Source organism: Paenibacillus sp. FSL K6-2859 (genome assembly GCF_038008265.1).
Lineage (GTDB): Bacteria > Bacillota > Bacilli > Paenibacillales > Paenibacillaceae > Paenibacillus_AQ > Paenibacillus_AQ nitricinens.
This window is the reverse complement of record NZ_JBBOYU010000001.1, coordinates 2,507,783-2,526,445: the sequence shown is the minus strand read 5'-3', so window position 1 is coordinate 2,526,445 and position 18,663 is coordinate 2,507,783. Positions and strand designations below refer to the sequence as shown.

Genomic DNA, 18,663 nt, shown 5'->3' with positions numbered 1-18,663 from the left:
TTTCTTTTGTTCTTAAAACTATTAGGAGGGGAGCCATGAAATCACATGTCCGAACATTACAGATCGCATTCACTTACATTGGCACCATTGTAGGAGCCGGATTCGCCACCGGACAAGAAATATTAAAATTCTTCACTCGTTACGGACACTGGGCAGTCCTGACCATCCTGCTCTCTACTATACTGTTCATATGGCTGGGTACGAAAATGATGGTCATCGCTCGGCGCATAGAAGCAGAGTCTTATGAAGACTTTAACCGACACCTCTTCGGCGACCAAGTCGGAAGCACCATTAGTTTGTTCACGATGGTCATCTTAATCGGTGTCAACAGTATTATGCTTGCAGGCGCGGGCGCTATATTTCAAGAGCATCTTGGACTTCATTATCAAACAGGGCTAATACTGACGCTGGTTGGTTCTTATTTTCTGCTTAAACGGGGAATTTCCGGTATTCTGCAAATGAACAGTCTGATCGTCCCATTAATGCTTACGCTGTCACTCATCATTATTTTTAATACCTTTCAAATTCCAGGAGCTCAGCGGTTCTTATTCCTAGAAACAGATCGGACTATATTTGGCGCTTGGATGTCGCCGCTGCTCTACACCGCCTTCAATCTAGGTATGGCTCAAGCCGTATTAGTGCCCATGGCGCGACATACTGATGAAGAAAAATCGCTTGTCTGGGGCGGTATTATTGGTGGTGCCGGAATCGGCTTTATGTTGATCGCCGCACATTTCGCGATGAGCTCACAGATGCCGGGTATTCTCCAATTTGAAATCCCTATGGGCAACATAGCTATCCGGTTGGGTACTGTAGTACAAACTATATATTTGCTTCTGATCTTTTGTGAGATCTTCAGTACGTTTGTAGCCGACATTTATGGTGTTACTATGCAGCTTAAACAACGAATTCCTGTTAAACCCACATTAATTACGCCGATTCTAATGTTAGTCTGTTATTTACTGAGCCAGTTTGGCTTTAGCTCACTTCTCTCCATCTTCTACCCGATTTTCGGAGCTTTGTCGATGGTCTGGGCTGTCATGCTACTACGTACGCCATGGTCTACCCCACCACGTAGCGATTCCTCATCGGGTTCGAACGGAAAAGGGAACAGCCTTGTATCCATAAAACCAGTTACACGGAAATAACTGCTGCTGTTGGAATGATTCGTGCTGCCGCTTCCGCCACATGCTTGTGACAGGTCATCATTACAATCTGGCGGGAGACCGACAGTTCACCAAGCAGTGAAAGCGCAGCATGAAGACGAGCCTCGTCAAAATTGACGAATAGATCATCGAACAGCAGTGGCAGCGTTACTTGCCGAGACATCGTCTCAGCAAGTGCCAAGCGGATGGAAAGGTACAACTGTTCTGCCGTCCCACGGCTGAGCAGACCGCTGTCCAGCAGTCCAGCATCTTTGTGTTCCACTTTTAGTTCTTTATGACCTAGAGTCATAACTACTCTCTTGTATTCCCCTTCGGTCAGCTTGGAGAAATAGTCAGATGCAAGCAAAAGTACCTGCGGTTGCTTCTCCTGTTCATAAATACGGCGGGTTCTTCCGATTAATTCAGCAGTTAATGCAGCTACCGCATACTTATCAGCCACGATTCGCAGAGCAGCTCTCTGCTCTTCCAATTGCTGAATAACTGAGTCCTCCATACAGCGTTCTTTCAAATACTCCCTTTCCTGTAGCAGCTTCCCTCGTTGCTCCAGCAGGGTGTTCCACATTTCTTCCTCCCGTTCAGCTAGCTCTTCTGCTGCTGTTCGCTCTTTCTGGAGTGCTGAGGCATCATGATGAGCTAATAATACTTGCAGAGCGGTAACTCGCTCTTCCTCCCAGCCTCCAAACATAGCAAGCTCCCACTGGCGAATGGATTTATTCAGCTCACTACGCCGCTGTACACCAGCCGATCTGCGTAGGAAATCCTCACCACCAATTGCTCCGCCTTCATGCAGCAATTGGTCACGCTGTTCTCTAAGTTCATCTAATACCCTATGGCTCTCTTTAAGCTCTTCCAGTAGTTCTTGTAACCGGGAATGAATACCTTCCCGCCGAATCAGATCCTTTTTCAGCTCATCCCAAGCTCTTTTTCGAAGTTCCAGCCAGCTTAGTAAAGTTAGTGCAGATCGTCGCTGTCCATCCAGCGGATCCATCTCAAAGCTAGTTGCCGCCACGCCAGACTCGTCCAGAGGATCGGTACCTGAGTCATGAATAAGAGCAAGCAGTTCCTCCTCGAACACAGTACACTCCTCTTCAAGCTCCTTCAGTCGTAAAGAGAGCTTATGCTCTTGGCGCAGCAGTTCGTTCCCCTGCTCCACCATAGCGAAGATATCCGTCAGCCCTTCCGGGGACAAGCCTTCGGGCAATCTGCGCTCACGCAGCCATTCTTCATATTGCTCAGCGGTTTGCGTGAAAGCCAGCTCCGCTCGGCTCATTTCTTCCTCGAGCACCTTCTCTTGCGCCGCCAGCGTCTCCAGCTCCGTGCGGCAGGCATCCCGCTCGGCGGCATAGCGTTCAATGCGCTGCCGCCAAGCTGACCAAGCCTCCATGAGCCTGCGAAGCTCCCTCATAGAGGCCTCCAGCCCGCCTGCGTCAGGGCTGGACCCCGGGGCGGCCGATCGCCGCCCCGGCATAGTGCTCTCCGGCTCTGCACCGGAGAGCAGCTGCCCCCGCAGCCGCAGCATCTCGGCTGCGGCAGTGCCCACATCCCCGCCATGCCCTGGCGGGGATGCTTCCGGCCGGCGCGCTCCGCTGAGGCCGGCCCAAAGGGCCAGATCGGCCGCACCAAGCAGGCCGATCGCAAGCACGGCGCTGACCGGCGGTGCACCGGTCAGCCACAGCGCTGTGGGCAGCAGCACGGTTAGTGCTGCCCCAGCCCACAGCAGGCGCCGGTAGAGCGCGGCCATGCGCTGTGCGCTTGGGCCGTCACTTCCGGCGCCGGGGCCGCGCTGCGGCCCTGCGCTGAGCTGCGCTTCGCGCCAGCGCTCGGCCGCCTGCTGCAGCTCGTCCCACAGCTGCAGCAATTCTCTAGCGCTGCGCGGAGCCAGCTGCGCAAAGGATTCGGCGCCGGTGGCGTCTTCACGCGCCAACGCCCGTTCCGCTGCCTGCAGCGAAGCTGAGGCAGCGGCCAAGCGGGATCGCAGCGTCTGCCGCGCTGCGCCCTCCGCTTCCATGCGGCGATCATAACTCGCGAACGCCGCCGCAAACCTCCGTGCAGCTTCACGATCCGCCGCTGCACCCGAAAATGCAGTCAGCTCTGCCGCGCTCCAGCTGACATCAATGCCTCGCAGAATTCGCTGCAAATGCTCTTTCAGCGCGGTCAATTCACCTTCTAGCCGCTGTCTTTCCGCTCGCAGGTTCTCATAGCTGCTCCGATGACGGTCCAGCCGCTCCAGGGCAGGCCCTTGCGCTGTTAACAACGAATCCGGCGGATTCTGCGCCAGCTCAGCCGTAAGCTCACTTTGCAGACGTTCATCACGAGTTACTGCTCCCTGGGCATTCCGAATCTCACCTTCAAGTGCCTGATAGCGAATCGCTCCATCTTCAGGAAAGGTTGTAATCACTGGCAGGTCCTGCAGTTCGAGCTGCGCATCGCTCCATTTTAACCACAATTCACGAACATCCTGAGCTTTGCGAAGCATCACAAGCTTGTCTCCAGTAAGCTTACGTTGTTGTTCCAGTTGATCCAGCTCAGATTCCGTAACCTTTAAGGCAGCTATATTACCGTTATAGCGCGGAAGATAAGAGCGGCTCTCCGCCATCTGGCGCTCTAGTTTCTCAATAGCCTGAACGATTTTAGCAGCTTCCTGCAGCTTGCCCCGAGGTTTATACAGCTTCTCAGCTTCCTGTACCAATCGACGTTCCGCCCGCATGATCGTTCCTCCACCGCCCATACCCGCGTGAAAGAGAAAGCTGCCCATCTCTTCTGATTGAAGCGCAGCAAGCTCCTGCAGCTCATCGAGAGAAACCGCGAACAATTGATGGAACATGCTCCGAGAGATACCACCAAGCAGAAGCCGCTCCATTTCAGCTTGCCCTAGCTCTTGCGTGGTTCCATTCGGATGGTTAACCGTGATGTTCAGCTTCTCATTTCTTCCTGAGCCCTCACCACCAGCTGTATGGCGACGAATGGTCCACAGGGCACCATTACTATCACGTGCCTTTAGTATTCCCCCATGTAATCCGCCTTGCATAGGTTCATATCTCTCCGTAGGGTTACCACGACTTGGAATTCCGAACAGCATGGAACGAATAAACTGTAACGTAGTGCTTTTTCCTGCTTCATTCCGTCCATAGAGTATAGTAACTCCTTCCGATAGATCAATCTCTCGGTTATACAAACGTCCGAAGCCATGGATTTGCAAATGTTCAATTCTCATCTTCGGGAGCACCCTCCATTCCACCGAGCAGGGTAATCCCCTGTTCCGCTGCACTACGAAGCCAACTTAACTTCTCCTCTTGACTTGTCACCGAGAGCAGCAGTCGCAGCTCCTGATTCTCCATGAGCGGCTTAAGCGCACTGTTTATTAATTCTTCAAGCGCTTCTGCTGAATGTTCCGTACGCTCTGTAATTCGCAGCATTTCTCCAAGAAAGCTATCCTCCTCTAATAACCTTTCCCGGTCAATAGCTAACCCGGACTCTACAGCAAATCCTTCCACCCAGACAAGTCCCTTATAATCCTTACGTTCCGCCCGAATCGTCTCACGGCGCTGGAGTTCAGACAGCAGATCCTCTGCCGCTCCTTTTTCTGCTAATACTTTATGTACGTCCCCCCGTCCGATCAGACGAAGTCTGACCACTGACATCAGCTCCGGGAGTTCCTCTCTGATATCGTCAATCACCTGCTCTACCCTTTGTATCCATTCTGCTTCATTACTCAATCCCTCAATGGACAGATCCCGTACCTGCCAGCGAACATAATCAAGCTCATGAAACTCTAACAGTGTACTTCCAGCTTCATCAACATCCACAACATAACAACCTTTTGCTCCGGTTTCCTTGATGCTGCGCCCTTGTATATTGCCTGGATACACAATCGCTGGTTTCTCATGCAATACACTTCGTTTATGGATATGTCCAAGTGCCCAATAATCAAACCCCCGTTCGATAAGGTCCCTACGACTGCATGGAGAATACGTCTCGTGCAGCAAATCACCGTCTACATTCCCATGCAGCATAGCAATATGAAACAGAAGGCTGCCAGGCTTTCGAGAAAAGGTCACTGCAGTGTTGTCCGTAACTTTCGCTGTCGGATAGGAGATTCCACTAACAATAGCCACTTCTTGTCCATCTTTTCGTCGGTAAGCCGTAGCGAGATCAGGCTTCTCTCCTCCAAACACGGTAACATGCTTTGGCATTTCTGTAGTCAGACGCAATCCGTCAAGTGGATCATGGTTGCCATGGATCAGAAACACGTGTATTCCTTGCTGACCCAGTTCCTTGAGTGCTTCCTGAAATCGGAGCTGACCCTGTAAGGAAGCGTCAGAAACATCGTACACATCTCCACTGATAACAATAAAATCAACGTTCTCTTGGATGGCAACGCGGACAAGCCGCCCGAGGGCGGCGAAGGTTGACTCACGTAAATAAGAACGAATGGCTGGCGAAATATGCGCCAGCCCAGCAAAACGGCTATCCAGATGTAAGTCAGCAGCATGTAGAAATCGAAATGGAATCATAGCTGCTCACCCTTTCGTTCCTGAGGGATACTGTAAGTATGTTTTTTTAAGTTCATTCGCGACACGAGTCAGCGAATACAAGCTTTTCGCTTTATCCCAAGCTGAACGAGAAAGCTCGTAACGATAAGCCGGATCGGAGATCACCTTCTCTAAAGCGTCAGCAAGAGCAATCTCATCATCCGGACTGACCAGCAGACCATTCACACCATCTTCAATCTGCTCTGGTATCCCGCCGACATTCGTCCCCACTAAAGCCAGGCAGCTAAGCGCCGCTTCTGCAAACACCGATCCGAAGGCTTCGGCCCGAGAAGGCAGCACGAAAATATCAAAGAATGGCATAAATTCTTCTGGATGAAGGGTGTATCCATAAAAAATCGTTTCATTATAAATCCCTAATTGTTTAGCCATATTTTCCAAATCCGTACGGGAAGGCCCATCACCAATAATATGCAGGACATACTCATGGCCGCGATCTTTAAGCTCAGCACAGGCCTTAAGTAAAGTATCAATGCCTTTGGCTGGAACTAGGCGCGTCACAGTTACTAGCTGCGGTACAGCATTGTCATGCGGAACTGGCTTAAACCTTTTTTCATCAAAACCATTCGGTATTACTCCTATATTAGAAGGATCTAGAATATAAGGTGCCACATACTCTGCAAAAGCTTGTGACACGGTCATTAAGCGATCACTAACATGCTCAAGTTCACGATAAAGCGAAACAAGAAACTGATGCTCAAGCCCACCCTCAGAAATAGCTCCATTAAGAATCAGCTCTCGCTCATAACTCGAGTGTAAGGTTTGAATTAACGGAGTATCTGGAAATATTTTTTTCATCGCTAAACCAGCAATTGGATGATGGGAATGGATTAGATCATAGGCCTTGCTCATTCGCAGTTTAGTCCACCATAGATAATCACGATAGGTCTGAATATATTTCTGAACGATCTGACTTTCCCCAAACTGGGTCCAATCAAAGGTCTCGAATATGACTTCTTCATGTCCCTTGTTGCGAATCCGCTTAGGTAACCAAAACAAATCCATTTCCCAGCGGCTTGAACGGAACCTCTCCTGAAGATAAGGGATCATGGATGATACACCACCGGGTTGCTCCGGCGGGAAGAAGAGCGCTTGCAGCAAATTCATATGGTACATCCCCTTTACAATTGCCTTACGTACAGTAAGACTTGGCAATTATGATATAGTTGTGTATATGTAGAATTTCAGGTACGATTACGTTCCCCATACCTTGATTTTATCGGTATAAACATGAAACAGCAACTAAGAAAAAGGAGAATGAACTATGAAGGAAGAACAGCTGCCTGCCTCTTACACCGCATATATACAAGAAATGCTGGGGGAAGAGGCAAATGCTTTTCTAGAAAGTTATTCAGCACCACGAACGCAGGGACTTCGTTTTAATCCACTGAAAAGTATCTCTGATGCAGGTCAAGTCGCAGTAGAGCGCACAGTCTCACAATTTGATTTAAAACCTATCCCATGGTGCCCTGATGGTTATTATTATGAAGCACCCGCTCGCCCAGGTCGACACCCTTACCATGCTGCTGGACTATATTATATTCAGGAGCCTTCCGCAATGTCCGCAGCTGAAATGCTGGCACCTAAACCCGGTGAAACCGTTCTCGACCTTGCAGCAGCCCCTGGCGGTAAAACTACGCATATCGCTGGTTTAATGCAAGGACAAGGCCTCTTAATCTCTAATGAAATTCATCCAGAGCGCGCAAAAATCCTTGCAGAGAACGTAGAACGTTTAGGCATAATGAATACCCTCGTAACCTGTGCAACGCCAGAACAGCTGTCTTCGCGCTTCCCGCAAGTTTTTGATCGAATTATGTTAGACGCACCTTGCTCAGGAGAAGGCATGTTCCGAAAAGACCCAAAAGCCGTTCAAGAGTGGTCTCCTGATCATGTGGTTATGTGTGCAGCGAGACAATGGGACATTCTGCAAGACGCCTACCTGATGCTTAAGCCTGGGGGGACTCTAGCCTACTCTACGTGTACCTTTAACCGCCAAGAGAATGAAGAGACCATTTCCCGAATGACGGATCGATACCCCGATATGGAACTTCTTGCCCACAAGCGCCTTTGGCCACATTTAGAAAAAGGCGAAGGCCACTTTGTTGCACTCCTACGTAAACAAAGTGTCATCGAAAACGACGTTAATGATGATGCCAAACGCAGCACCAATAAACGTCGAGGCAAAAGCAACCTAAAAATTAATTCTTCCATTCGCGATGCGTATCAGTTATTCCAAGACTGGGCAGCGGTAGAACTGCCTGGTTTCTCATATCAAGGCGTCCCTCTGCTGTTCGGAGAATCCCTTTATTTGCTGCCTGAATCCTTTAAAGGCAACCTCCATACGGGGCTGCTGGATGGTTTGCGTATTCCACGAGCCGGGCTACATATTGCCCATTTGAAGAAAAATCGGATTGAGCCTGCTCACGCCCTTGCAATGGCGATTCAACACACACAAGTAACTCGTAGTTTTGATCTCAGTAGTGGGGGGCTGGAAATTCATGCTTGGCTCCGGGGCGAAAGCTTACCTGTGCCCGTGGAATTACATGGTTGGACACTTGTAACTTTAGATGGTTTGCCAATTAGTTGGGGCAAAGCGAGTGCAGGCCAACTTAAGAATCATCTTCCTAAAGGACTCCGCATCTTAAAAGCCCATATTGACGAGCAATAGGCCATTGACCAGTTCATCTAGTCCACTTTGGCATATGATGTCATTATCTCAGAAAGCTGCGACACCCGCTGCAGCAATGAGAATAAGTCATACGTTAAGGAGGAATATATCATGGGTGAATTTGGAGGAGGCTTCACTTCGACTGGTGCGATCTTGGTACTTTTTATCTTGCTTGTAATCATCTCCCGTTCGTTGTTCGTTTAATACCAACCCGACTAAATAGACGGTGAAATTAAAGCGGCTGTGTCGTCCTTTTTAGGGCGGTGCGGCCGCTTTATTTCTTTCCGATATAGCATCTCCATTTATTGTTCTCGTGAATATTCACCGTTTGAAAGCCGGATTGCCGAAATAACTGATCGATCTCATCATTTTTTGTATATTTTTTCATGTGATAATTGATTTTATAGATTTCGGAAATCATAACAAACGTTCCGCCTGCCTTCAGCACCCTAAACACTTCACTTATATCATGTTCAAGATCGGGCCAGAAATAATGCGTTTGAATAGCCGTAATCGTCCCGAAAAATCCATCGTTGAATGGTAACGCTGATACGTCTCCCCGACTAATCTTTACCCTACCCGCAGCTACAGCCTTATTGTTTTTTTGAATGGATGTCTCCACAGCTTGTTGTGAATAATCTATTCCGTAGATTTCCTGATGTTTATTTTGGTTTGAAAGCATATGTATAGTTTGACCGCCACCACAGCCTATGTCCAGAATAGGTGCGTTGTTTATAATCTGAATTTTTTTAAGCCCCCACGCTGTTATGCTAGTATGCGCCTGGTTCATGATCTTGATCATGATATTCCCCACAAACCCTCTCGGGTTCTTAGCTTGATCGATCAGCGTATTCAATAATCCCATATCTGTACCTCCCTATCAATTGCCCATACCAGCAGCCTGATCACTTGATATATGTTCCGTAAGATTTTCAGCTGTAACTAACCACTTATCTACTTGATACTCTATTTTATGAATACTAGTATATGAAGTCGGGAAATGGGCATTCTTATTCGTCCATGTTAGCCCTTTTAAAATATGGTATATAACATTGATTACGCCACCATGAGTGACCACAATTACATTTTCATTTGGATCAGTACTCTCCAGTTCAATATATAAATTTGAGAGACTTGAACTTATTCGCGTAAAAAACTCCTGAGGACTTTCTCCTCCTGGAAATCTTTCATCCATTCTTAAAGCCGAGAAATAAAGACCCGGGTATCGTTCATTTGCGATTTCATGGGGCATTCCAGCGATTACACCATTGTTTGTTTCTCTCCAATTTGAACTGCTTTCAACAGGCAAGCTAAGCTCTCGGGCGATCTCATTTGCTGTATCTAATGCACGTTGCAAATCACTACAAAGAATACGGGTAATGTTAAAGCTAGATTGATTTCCCTTAAGATAAGAACCAAGACGTTCGGCTTGCCTATAACCCTCTACTACAAGTCCGCGTTGACTCCACCCCCCACGAAAGCCCTCATCATCTATTCCATGCCTCATAAAATATATAGCCATTGAATGTATACCTCCAGATCAAAGATTGTTATACATTTCCATAACACACTTTATTTATCCTCCATTTTTGCCAAACATTTCTATCCTCCCAGCTAAAAAAGCCACCGTCTCATCGGTAGCCCTTTAAGCTGAGTATTTATTCCTACTGCCAATTCGTATAGACTATCCATTATACTTCGAGATCGCTTGTTTTTGAAGTTGATCCCAATGGGGCGTCGCAATGTTTGCTTTTTGCTTCAAAATATCGAACGAATCAAACATCGCAACAATTTCGCTGAAAGAACCATCTACTAATTTCATAAACGGTAATTTATGAATGATTTTTAGGCCATAGTATACAGCCTGTTTATGTTTTCGAATAACGTTAACTTGACCTGCAGGCGTGATCGTATACCCTAATGCCTCCATGATCTGAAATCCCTCATCCATGACTGAAATAGCTTGTTTTAATAACTTTTTGTCCTTGGATACTTTTTTCAAATCCCCGTCATGAAGATAACTAAGAGAGTTTAATGCCACGATCGGCACGATATGGCTTTTAAGCCAAGCATCCATATCCTCATGATAAGTTAGCTTATACTTAACATTGTTAAACGCATTTTCCAGTAAAGGCTTTATTGGAATCTCACCGTCTAGACTGCCAAGTACCATTTGCCCTCCTGCGTGTATTTTGATAACGCGACCGCTAGCTTCACGAATTCCTGCACTAAGCTGAAATCCGAAGACTATATTTTTCCTCACATTGCTCATTTCCTGTAAATCTTGTTGCATCCCATGGGCATCGCCATTATTCCCCACAAGAATTATATTCAGACTCTGATTATTAGCTAAAGTAGGTAAGACGGCTGGAAAATCATTGTATTTCATAACAACAAAAATTAGATCATAGCGATCATCCGTTTGAAGCTCAGAGATGACTTTTACAGCATCAACAGTGTTTTTATATTGAAAATAATGACGAAGTACAAGTCCGTCTTTCGTCAATTGTTCCGCACGCTTCCCTCTGGCAAGCACCGTAACATCGTTTCCCCCACGCACTAGGACATGCGCAAGATAGCTGCCTAAAACTCCCGCTCCAAAAACTAATACTCTCATAATAGTAACCCCTCTATCCCTTTTTAGACATTTGTTGATTTACAATCAACTGTTCGATAAAATCAGATTAGCACATCTCCAGTATGTATCAATCACTAGATTTATCGGTTTTGTTGGTTTTTCAACAGATCACAACATATTGTTTAATAAAAAGGGAGTATTACCATGGATAGAAGAATTAAAAAAAACCAAACAGCCATCATGAATGCATTCATTCAACTGATGGCTGAAAAAGATTTTGAAAAAATAACAATTAACGAAATCGCAGAGCGCGCTGATGTAAACCGCGGAACGATTTATTCCCATTATGCGGATAAATACGATCTGATGGATAAATGCCTGGCGGCTCAGCTCCAACAACTAATCGAAAGCTGCTCCGCAGTGGAGGATGAAACCGAACCTAATCCCTCTAAGTCATCATTACTCCGCACGCTGGAACAATTGGAGGAGAATGCTCTCTTTTATAAGACTTTATTAAGAAACAAAACGCTGCTCTCCTTTAGAAACCAATTACAAGATATGATAAATAATCAGATCAAATTACAATTCTTAGAAAACAATTTAAACCTAGATGAGTTAAGTAAGGATATATCCGTGCAATTTTTGAGTTCGGCGACTGTCGGCGTAATTGAATGGTGGTTTACTCATAACAATCCTTGTTCTGCAAAAGAGATCACCGAAAAGTTATGGTCCATGCTTGATCTTAATCTGCAGATGATCCGTACTCAGTCTTGAGACTGTCATTGTCTATCTCATAAATAGAGCTAATAATCTTTTCAATCGGGATTTCCTTAATGGATATATCAAGAATCTCTACCTTTTCGCTAAGAATATGAAGAAACTCACCCATTTTACACTGCTCGGTATCGATTTCTAATTCCACTTCGTAATCCGATATTCTATCCGATATCAGAGTCCCAGGCAGGTCAATATCTCCAATCGTTGTAGCTGCAGAAAGCCTGACCACTTTTTTAGCGCCCAGATGAAGTCGAAGTTCGGAGAACTTATCGTCATAAACTTTTTTACCTTGATGAATAATTAGTACTCTTTGCACCAAACGCTCAACGTCTTCCAAATCATGTGTCGTTAGAATAAATGTGGTGCCTTCCTGATTCATTTGCTTAATGAATTCTCTGATTCTTTGTTTAGCTATAACATCCAGCCCGATCGTCGGCTCATCCAAAAAAACCACTGGCGGAGAATGAAGCATGGCCATAATAAACTCACATTTCATTCGTTCCCCCAGAGAGAGGGTTCGCGTAGGTTTAGTGATAATATCGCTAATTTCGAACATACTTACAAACCGGTCTAGTCTTGTACGAAAATCATTCATGGGAATATCATATATTTCCTTGTTCATATAAAAGCTATCCAAAGGAGGAATGTCCCAAATTAACTGCGATTTCTGTCCGAACAATACCCCGATTTGTTTTACATATTGATTTTTCTGCTTATGAGGGTTGTACCCAAGAACATTTATTTCTCCCGATGTGGGATAGAGAACGCCTGTCAGCATTTTAATCGTCGTTGATTTCCCCGCACCGTTTGGACCTAGAATGCCAATGATCTCTCCTTTTCCAACACTGAACGAAAGATCCTCTACAGAGGTAATTATCGATTTTTCACGGTGAAACAGACTTTTAAATACGCTTTTTGCATCTTGTCCACGGTGATAGGTTTCATATTGCTTAGTTAAGTTTTTGACGGTAATAATGTCCAATGTAATTCTCCTTCATACAAATTCATCCTCCGGCACTTTTGTAACTACGAAGCATGTACGTATAGAGCCAAATTCCGAAGGCAGCAAATAACACACAAGGGATAATCGCTATAAAAAAATAAGCATCCCATCGTCCAATCAGAGTAGATGCTGGAAAGTAAGCAATCATGGAAACCGGAAATAGAAAAGAACTTACGGCTACGACTGCTTTAGGGAAAATCGTCCCTGGATACCGCCCAAAAGACTTAATACTTTCAAACATCTCCGGCAAGCGGGAATTCGCCACCCATTTGAAGGAAATCGCTGCAACGATAAGCGCCACGCCGAACATGACCAGCAGCCCAGCTCCAAACAACAACAGGAATAATAACCAAGAGCTGAAAGTCACCCCTTCGATTCCACTAAGAGCGTACGCGAACATAATTACCCCACCACCCAAAAGCCCGATACTTTCGAATTCAAAAGATCTAGCCAACAGTAAAAATAAGCTCGAGGTCGGTTTAATTAATACCACTTCCAGCGTACCCTCGACTACATGGGACATCGTATTCCACATAATTCCGTTAAAAAAAATCCCGGCACAAGCCGTAGACAGAATAAACACAGATTGAATTAATAGTGCCTCTTTAAAGGTCCATCCTTCAAATGAAGCATTCGAATTATAGATGAACACCGTTACTAAGGGAAACAACACATTCCCTATGAGCATGATCAAACTATTAAGAATAAAATTAACACGATAGGTGATCGCAGAAGCAATATTCGCCTTCATACAAGTTTTGTAGATTAGATACATACGTTTCATGCGCCCACCCCCGTAAAATGCTTAAGCGATACCGCATACAGCACCCGGCAGACTATTCCGGCAATAATAACAGCTATGAACTGTAACAACAAAACTTGAGGAATAGGTAAGGTTATATCAGCTAAAGTATAGCTACCTGTATAGACCATTGCAGGCAGAAAGGTCGTATATTGAAACGGTAAGAAAAAGGAAGCCATCTGTAAGGATTTTGGGAAAAAGACTAATGGAATCAGTGATCCTGAGAATATCCCCTCACAAAGACTGAAAAAGTTACGAATACTGGAGGATTGCACCATCCAAAAGGCGACCATTCCAATACTATAATGAATGAAAAAATTCATCATGAACGCCATCGCTATAGAAAGAATTGCGTATAGTAAATTTGCGGGTATAACATCAATATGAAAAATAAAGAAGAAGATCATAAAGCAGGGTATAAATTCAAATAGAAGCCCAAGTACCCTATGCCCTGCCTTCTGAGACAATGCATAGAACATATGATTCATTGGTCTTAAAGAGAACGTAATGAACTTCCCGGTGCGAATGAGCATTTGTAAGTTCCAATCGGCAAAATCCATGGTCAAGTAGTTGATCAACATCGTGGCGCAAAAATAAGAGAGCATCTGAGAGAGCGACATCCCATTAATAGAGGATTCTCCGCTATAAACAGCGCTCCATATATAATACTGCACTAGAAAATATACCGGGCCTACAAAAATAGAAACCATCGAATGCGTTCTGTACGCACTCCATTCCTTATAAGTAACAAAAGCAACCGCTCTCATAACGTGAAAGCGGTGCTTTATCTTCTCAAACATAAGTCACATCCTGCCTATCTTTGATATCTCACAACATATAATCTTTTTCTTATTCGAGTCCGGACCAGATCACATTGTTTGAGCCGAAAATCCCTCTACCGTCCCATATATTTTTATGAAAAGGGATATACCAAACGGCAATCAGCTTTTCTACCGGATCAACGACCAAAGAACAAGACCCCCATCCTTCGTGAAAAAAAGTGCCTTCAGAATAAGATGTACTTTCATTATATCGAAGGTCTGGCCCAAGACCGTAGGGTCTATCTGCTCCTCCATCTCCCCATGCGTAATTTGGAAGCTTCTCAGAATTAAACCGCTTGGTCATTTTCTGAACAGCCATCCGACTTAAGATATGACCCCCTTCGTATTCCCCTTGGTTAAGCAGCATGATTCCGAACTTTTGTAGATCATTAACGGTTGAATACAGTCCCCCACCAGTCCCGGGAGTCTTGATTTCCTCATCAGACTTTCTTTCTTCATCGGTTAGATCGCCTGCTTGAAGTTTCTGAAGATATTCCTTAGCCTCTTCCGAACGAATGGCGATCCTACCAGCTTTCTCAGGCGGTATATCAAAGAAAGTATCTGTCATGCCTAACGGTTTTACAATGTTGTCCATTATGTAATCTTCTGCAAACACACCTGTTATTTTCTCGATAATTGCACCAAGAACCACGTATCCGAACGAGGAATACATCCATTGCGTGCCTACCGGAAAACGAATACCATAAGAAAGTCCGGCTTTTATCCAGTTTTCTTTTCCGAGCTCTGATTCATAAATATACCACCATGCACTTTTATAGTAGGTATCACTTATAGTGCCATGATCAGGTGCGATGCCGGAGGTATGCGTCAGTAAATGAGCAATTGTAATCGGCTTAAAAGGATCGGCATCAAACTCAGGAAGAATAGAACTAACTGGCTGCCCCATGAAAATCTTACCGTCATCTGCTAGCTGCCAGATCGCTGTTGCCGTAAAGAGCTTAGTAATTGAAGCGACCCGAAAGATTGTATCCGTTTTCATTCCTTGGGTGCTATCTTCTTCGTAACTGAAGCGTCCCCCCGCTCCATTAACAAATATTTTTCCATAACGACTAAGAGAATAAATATAACCATCAGCCACTTTCTGATCACAGAGATCCTCATAAAAATGATTAAGTGCCTCTAAACGGTCCTCCCTGTAATTCGCCTCATTCAGCTTGCTTAGCTCTGTGGATGATAACATGATTCGCACTCCCCCTATCATTCTACGAATTGCAAATATCAATTCTCAAAAATGTAAATATGCACCTTACCAATAATACCCTTACACTACTATTCTTACAACAAAAGCCACCAAACTGGAAGGTCAACTTTATATTTAAATATTCTATACGGCCTCGCTTCCAGTTGGCTGCTGCCATGAATCGAGCTGAAAACGCTGTTCTACCTTAGTATTAACGAATAATTTCCATGTTACGCTTTTGGGTTGAACAGTCTCTCCATCAGCTAAGCCTTATGATCCATAAAACATCCTATGGTGCCTGGGGATAGTAATGGCGTATGTTACGCCTACCTGCTTAATTCAATTTTTTCTTTTTTCCCGTCCCATTCAATGCTTACATCTTTAGTACTTTCTTGATCGTGAATTGAACTAATTTGATCATCCGTGATTATTATTGAGCGGTTTAACAAACCATCTTCTTCTAAAATGAGCTCGTTCTTACCGACGGTTACAGTGTATTTACCAACATCTTTCCAATCATCTTTCTGATAGTTAAAGGTATATTTTCCACTCCTGCTATTTCCTGTAACACTAACTCTATAGTCACCTTTCCAACTTTCACTTTCCCCTTTTAGCATATATCCGTCATTATTACATACCAACAGAAATATAAGGAGAATTAACGGGAGTACATGTATTAAAGAACTTCGAATAACATTTCACCCCTTTAAGCTTTACTATGGGTTCCAATAGCTTAATCCTAGACGGATGTGCATTCATAAAATTACTGAACCTGATTAGCTAAGTCTATTAAATCAGAATCATTCAATTTGTAATCACCTAACGGATCAAGATACCCGTTGATATAATAAACAAAGCGGGCCAAGAAACCATCTTTACTTTCCCACCAAATGGATTGACTATTCTCATCCTCCTCGTAATAGGCTTGCTTACCATTTTTTAGTGTCAAAGGTGACTTACCTACCTCTGATATATTCTCTGGATCATCAATAACCTTACTAAGAATTAACTTTATTTCCTGTGTGGTCTGCTTATTTTTATAATGAAATACATATTGTTGGAGTGCATATGGATCATCCATTTCTACTTCCGTACGAACTTCATTCACTTCAAATGGAAATCTAAACGGTTCAGCGAAATCATAATTCATTGTTAAATTTCTATCTGGATTACCACCGCTACATCCACTTATTAGAATAATCAAAATTAATAACACATAATAAGAAGTACGCCTCATCCTTTCCCTCCTTCGTATTCATATCAGTAAAAGCTAACAACTTATCGGAGTCCGTATCCCATCATGTTACTAATTACATATCAACTAAATATTGGAATTAATATCTATCAATTATATCAAATATGATTAGAGATTGAAGGAGAAAATGAAATTTGCAAAGAGTAGTGGAACAACCGACTTTTTCAATAACAAAAAAGCATAAAACGGATTTAAGCCCGCTTTATGCTTTGCATCTAAACTTATTCTTCAAATTCAAAAGAACTTAGGATAAACAGTATTTAACCAGTGCATCACGCACACCATGCTCGTTGTTCGAACCCGTAACAGCATTCGCTGCCGCTTTTACCTCTATAGGAGAATTATCCATCGCCACGCCCATCCCCGCATAAGTAAGCATAGAAATATCATTAAAATAATTACCGATAGAGAGGACTTCTTCTTGCGGAATTCCCAGCTTCACAGCGAGATTTCTTAATGCGTTGCCCTTAGAAGATTCGGGATGCATCAAATCAACGAAAAATTCACCACTCCGCAAAATATTGTACTCAGGAGCCCAAGTACGCCATTCACGTTCAGCTTCGTCAAGGATTTCTGGCTGTGTAAATACAGTAAACTTAACAACCGGTTCACGGAAATCTTCCCAGGCTGGTAGCGTCGCTGGCACAATGCGGAAGTGCTCATACATATAATTAGCTTCTTTAGTCAGATTCTCTACATTATCAACATACATATCAAAAGCAGTATTCACATCATAATGAATATTGTGCTTACGGCAATAGTCAATATAGGGGTCAAGACCACGTGCATCCATACCATATTGATGCAGCACTTCTCGATCTTCCACTCGTACCGTCGCTGCTCCATTGTGACCAAGCACGTAACCGGTCAGCCCCATTTCCTTCATGAAAGGAATCGAGTTCTGTGGACTGCGTCCCGTACATAATACAATTTGACCGCCAAGACGTGTAACCTCAGCAATAGCTTCCTTATTCTCAGAGCTTAAGTGGTGATCATCATTTAATAGCGTACCGTCCACATCTAGTGCAATCAGTTTGTATCTCATACTCCACCATCCTTGTCTTTCTTTTTCTATATTATCCTTGAGATGATTCTGTACCTAAGAGTGCCAGTTCCTCTAACGTCAGTTCCCGACAAGCTCCCAGCGGCAGACTTTCATCCAGCTTCAATTCTCCCATAGATACACGTTTCAGAAAAGCGACTTTTTTGCCAACCGCCTGAAACATACGCTTCACCTGATGAAATTTCCCCTCAGTGATGATAAGTGAAATATGAGAAATCACTTTGCCGCCACGCTCTCTACCAAGAATGGTTAAGTGTGCAGGTAAAGTAACGTAGCCATCTTCCAGCTCCACCCCTGCTGCAAAAGCCGCGACATCATCCGCGTCTACATCGCCCTCGATGGTTGCCTCGTACGTTTTCGGGACATGCTTACGTGGCGACAGCAATTCATGGGCAAGCTTCCCATCATTAGTGATCAGCAGCAGTCCTACAGTATCCTTATCTAGCCTTCCTACTGGAAACGGCTCAAACTGTGCATATTCGTGCTTTAATAGATCCAAAACTGTCCGATCCCGCTTGTCCTCCGTAGCTGACAGGACACCCGGGGGTTTGTTCATCATAAGATATACGAATTCACGGTAGGTAACAACCTCTCCCCCTACCTCTATTTTATCGGCATAAGGATCCACATGAAACCCACTATCTTTTACCACTGTCCCGTTCACCAATATTAAGCCTTGTTTAGCTTGTTTACGGATATCACTGCGCGACCCCACTCCAATATGGGACAACACTTTATCTAATCGTTGTTTTTTGGCGGGCTTACCTGATTGGCTCATT

General features: G+C 44.6%; 18 protein-coding genes. 4 read left to right on the top strand and 14 right to left on the bottom strand.

Features of this window, described 5'->3' with window-relative positions; genetic code table 11:
* Positions 1 to 35 precede the first annotated feature (35 nt).
* Positions 36 to 1,148: a YkvI family membrane protein gene (locus tag MHB64_RS10975; RefSeq protein ID WP_094874797.1), complete on the top strand. Its 1,113-nt coding sequence runs from the start codon at positions 36 to 38 to the stop codon at positions 1,146 to 1,148.
* Here the strand turns inward: MHB64_RS10975 and MHB64_RS10970 are convergent.
* From MHB64_RS10970 to MHB64_RS10960, 3 genes are read right to left on the bottom strand one after another with little or no spacing between them, the layout of a single operon-like run.
* Positions 1,135 to 4,380: an AAA family ATPase gene (locus tag MHB64_RS10970; protein ID WP_341134398.1), complete on the bottom strand. Its 3,246-nt coding sequence runs from the start codon at positions 4,378 to 4,380 to the stop codon at positions 1,135 to 1,137. The genes MHB64_RS10975 and MHB64_RS10970 overlap by 14 nt on opposite strands.
* Positions 4,370 to 5,680 (bottom strand): metallophosphoesterase family protein, encoded by a 1,311-nt coding sequence (locus MHB64_RS10965; protein ID WP_280786892.1) that lies wholly within the window; start codon positions 5,678 to 5,680, stop codon positions 4,370 to 4,372. The genes MHB64_RS10970 and MHB64_RS10965 overlap by 11 nt, the downstream gene beginning before the upstream one ends.
* A 6-nt stretch (positions 5,681 to 5,686) precedes the next feature.
* A complete protein-coding gene (locus MHB64_RS10960) occupies positions 5,687 to 6,823 on the bottom strand; it encodes a glycosyltransferase family 4 protein (protein ID WP_094872315.1) in 1,137 nt (378 codons plus the stop codon).
* Positions 6,824 to 6,980: 157 nt separating this feature from the next.
* Between MHB64_RS10960 and MHB64_RS10955 the strand changes: the two genes are divergently transcribed.
* Together MHB64_RS10955 and MHB64_RS10950 are read left to right on the top strand one after the other, a co-directional pair.
* Positions 6,981 to 8,384 (top strand): RsmB/NOP family class I SAM-dependent RNA methyltransferase, encoded by a 1,404-nt coding sequence (locus tag MHB64_RS10955; protein ID WP_094876129.1) that lies wholly within the window; start codon positions 6,981 to 6,983, stop codon positions 8,382 to 8,384.
* Between the two features lie 111 nt (positions 8,385 to 8,495).
* Positions 8,496 to 8,588, top strand: a complete 93-nt coding sequence (locus MHB64_RS10950; RefSeq protein ID WP_218832587.1) for a YjcZ family sporulation protein — start codon at positions 8,496 to 8,498, stop codon at positions 8,586 to 8,588.
* Between the two features lie 70 nt (positions 8,589 to 8,658).
* On the opposite strand, the gene MHB64_RS10945 is transcribed toward MHB64_RS10950, so the two are convergent.
* The 3 genes from MHB64_RS10945 to MHB64_RS10935 all read right to left on the bottom strand — a co-directional run bounded on the left by MHB64_RS10945 (position 8,659) and on the right by MHB64_RS10935 (position 11,001).
* Positions 8,659 to 9,249: a class I SAM-dependent methyltransferase gene (locus tag MHB64_RS10945; RefSeq protein ID WP_094872312.1), complete on the bottom strand. Its 591-nt coding sequence runs from the start codon at positions 9,247 to 9,249 to the stop codon at positions 8,659 to 8,661.
* Positions 9,250 to 9,264: 15 nt separating this feature from the next.
* Complete coding sequence (locus MHB64_RS10940; protein WP_341134397.1) at positions 9,265 to 9,906, bottom strand: histidine phosphatase family protein; 642 nt, start codon at positions 9,904 to 9,906, stop codon at positions 9,265 to 9,267.
* A 162-nt stretch (positions 9,907 to 10,068) separates the two neighbouring features.
* Positions 10,069 to 11,001: a ketopantoate reductase family protein gene (locus MHB64_RS10935; protein ID WP_094872309.1), complete on the bottom strand. Its 933-nt coding sequence runs from the start codon at positions 10,999 to 11,001 to the stop codon at positions 10,069 to 10,071.
* A gap of 165 nt (positions 11,002 to 11,166) precedes the next feature.
* Between MHB64_RS10935 and MHB64_RS10930 the strand changes: the two genes are divergently transcribed.
* The gene (locus MHB64_RS10930; RefSeq protein WP_094872308.1) at positions 11,167 to 11,736 is read left to right on the top strand and encodes a TetR/AcrR family transcriptional regulator; all 570 of its coding nucleotides are present in this window, start codon (positions 11,167 to 11,169) and stop codon (positions 11,734 to 11,736) included.
* Here MHB64_RS10930 and MHB64_RS10925 read toward each other — a convergent pair.
* From MHB64_RS10925 to MHB64_RS10890, 8 genes are all read right to left on the bottom strand, one after another.
* A complete protein-coding gene (locus MHB64_RS10925) occupies positions 11,705 to 12,721 on the bottom strand; it encodes an ABC transporter ATP-binding protein (RefSeq protein WP_341134396.1) in 1,017 nt (338 codons plus the stop codon). The two genes, MHB64_RS10930 and MHB64_RS10925, sit on opposite strands and share 32 nt — an antisense overlap.
* Before the next feature lie 22 nt (positions 12,722 to 12,743).
* Positions 12,744 to 13,526, bottom strand: a complete 783-nt coding sequence (locus MHB64_RS10920) for an ABC transporter permease (protein ID WP_280786896.1) — start codon at positions 13,524 to 13,526, stop codon at positions 12,744 to 12,746.
* Positions 13,523 to 14,344, bottom strand: coding sequence for an ABC transporter permease (locus MHB64_RS10915; protein ID WP_094872305.1), 822 nt, complete (start codon positions 14,342 to 14,344; stop codon positions 13,523 to 13,525). Before MHB64_RS10915 ends, MHB64_RS10920 begins: the two co-directional genes overlap by 4 nt.
* Before the next feature lie 49 nt (positions 14,345 to 14,393).
* Entirely contained in the window at positions 14,394 to 15,566 is a 1,173-nt protein-coding gene (locus MHB64_RS10910) for a serine hydrolase domain-containing protein (RefSeq protein WP_341134395.1), read from the bottom strand.
* A 326-nt stretch (positions 15,567 to 15,892) separates the two neighbouring features.
* The gene (locus tag MHB64_RS10905) at positions 15,893 to 16,183 is read right to left on the bottom strand and encodes a hypothetical protein (RefSeq protein ID WP_094876134.1); all 291 of its coding nucleotides are present in this window, start codon (positions 16,181 to 16,183) and stop codon (positions 15,893 to 15,895) included.
* A 146-nt stretch (positions 16,184 to 16,329) separates the two neighbouring features.
* Complete coding sequence (locus MHB64_RS10900) at positions 16,330 to 16,803, bottom strand: hypothetical protein (RefSeq protein ID WP_341134394.1); 474 nt, start codon at positions 16,801 to 16,803, stop codon at positions 16,330 to 16,332.
* A gap of 262 nt (positions 16,804 to 17,065) precedes the next feature.
* Positions 17,066 to 17,866: a Cof-type HAD-IIB family hydrolase gene (locus tag MHB64_RS10895; RefSeq protein ID WP_341134393.1), complete on the bottom strand. Its 801-nt coding sequence runs from the start codon at positions 17,864 to 17,866 to the stop codon at positions 17,066 to 17,068.
* A 31-nt stretch (positions 17,867 to 17,897) separates the two neighbouring features.
* A complete protein-coding gene (locus MHB64_RS10890; protein WP_094872295.1) occupies positions 17,898 to 18,662 on the bottom strand; it encodes a pseudouridine synthase in 765 nt (254 codons plus the stop codon).
* Between the last annotated feature and the right edge of the window lies 1 nt (position 18,663).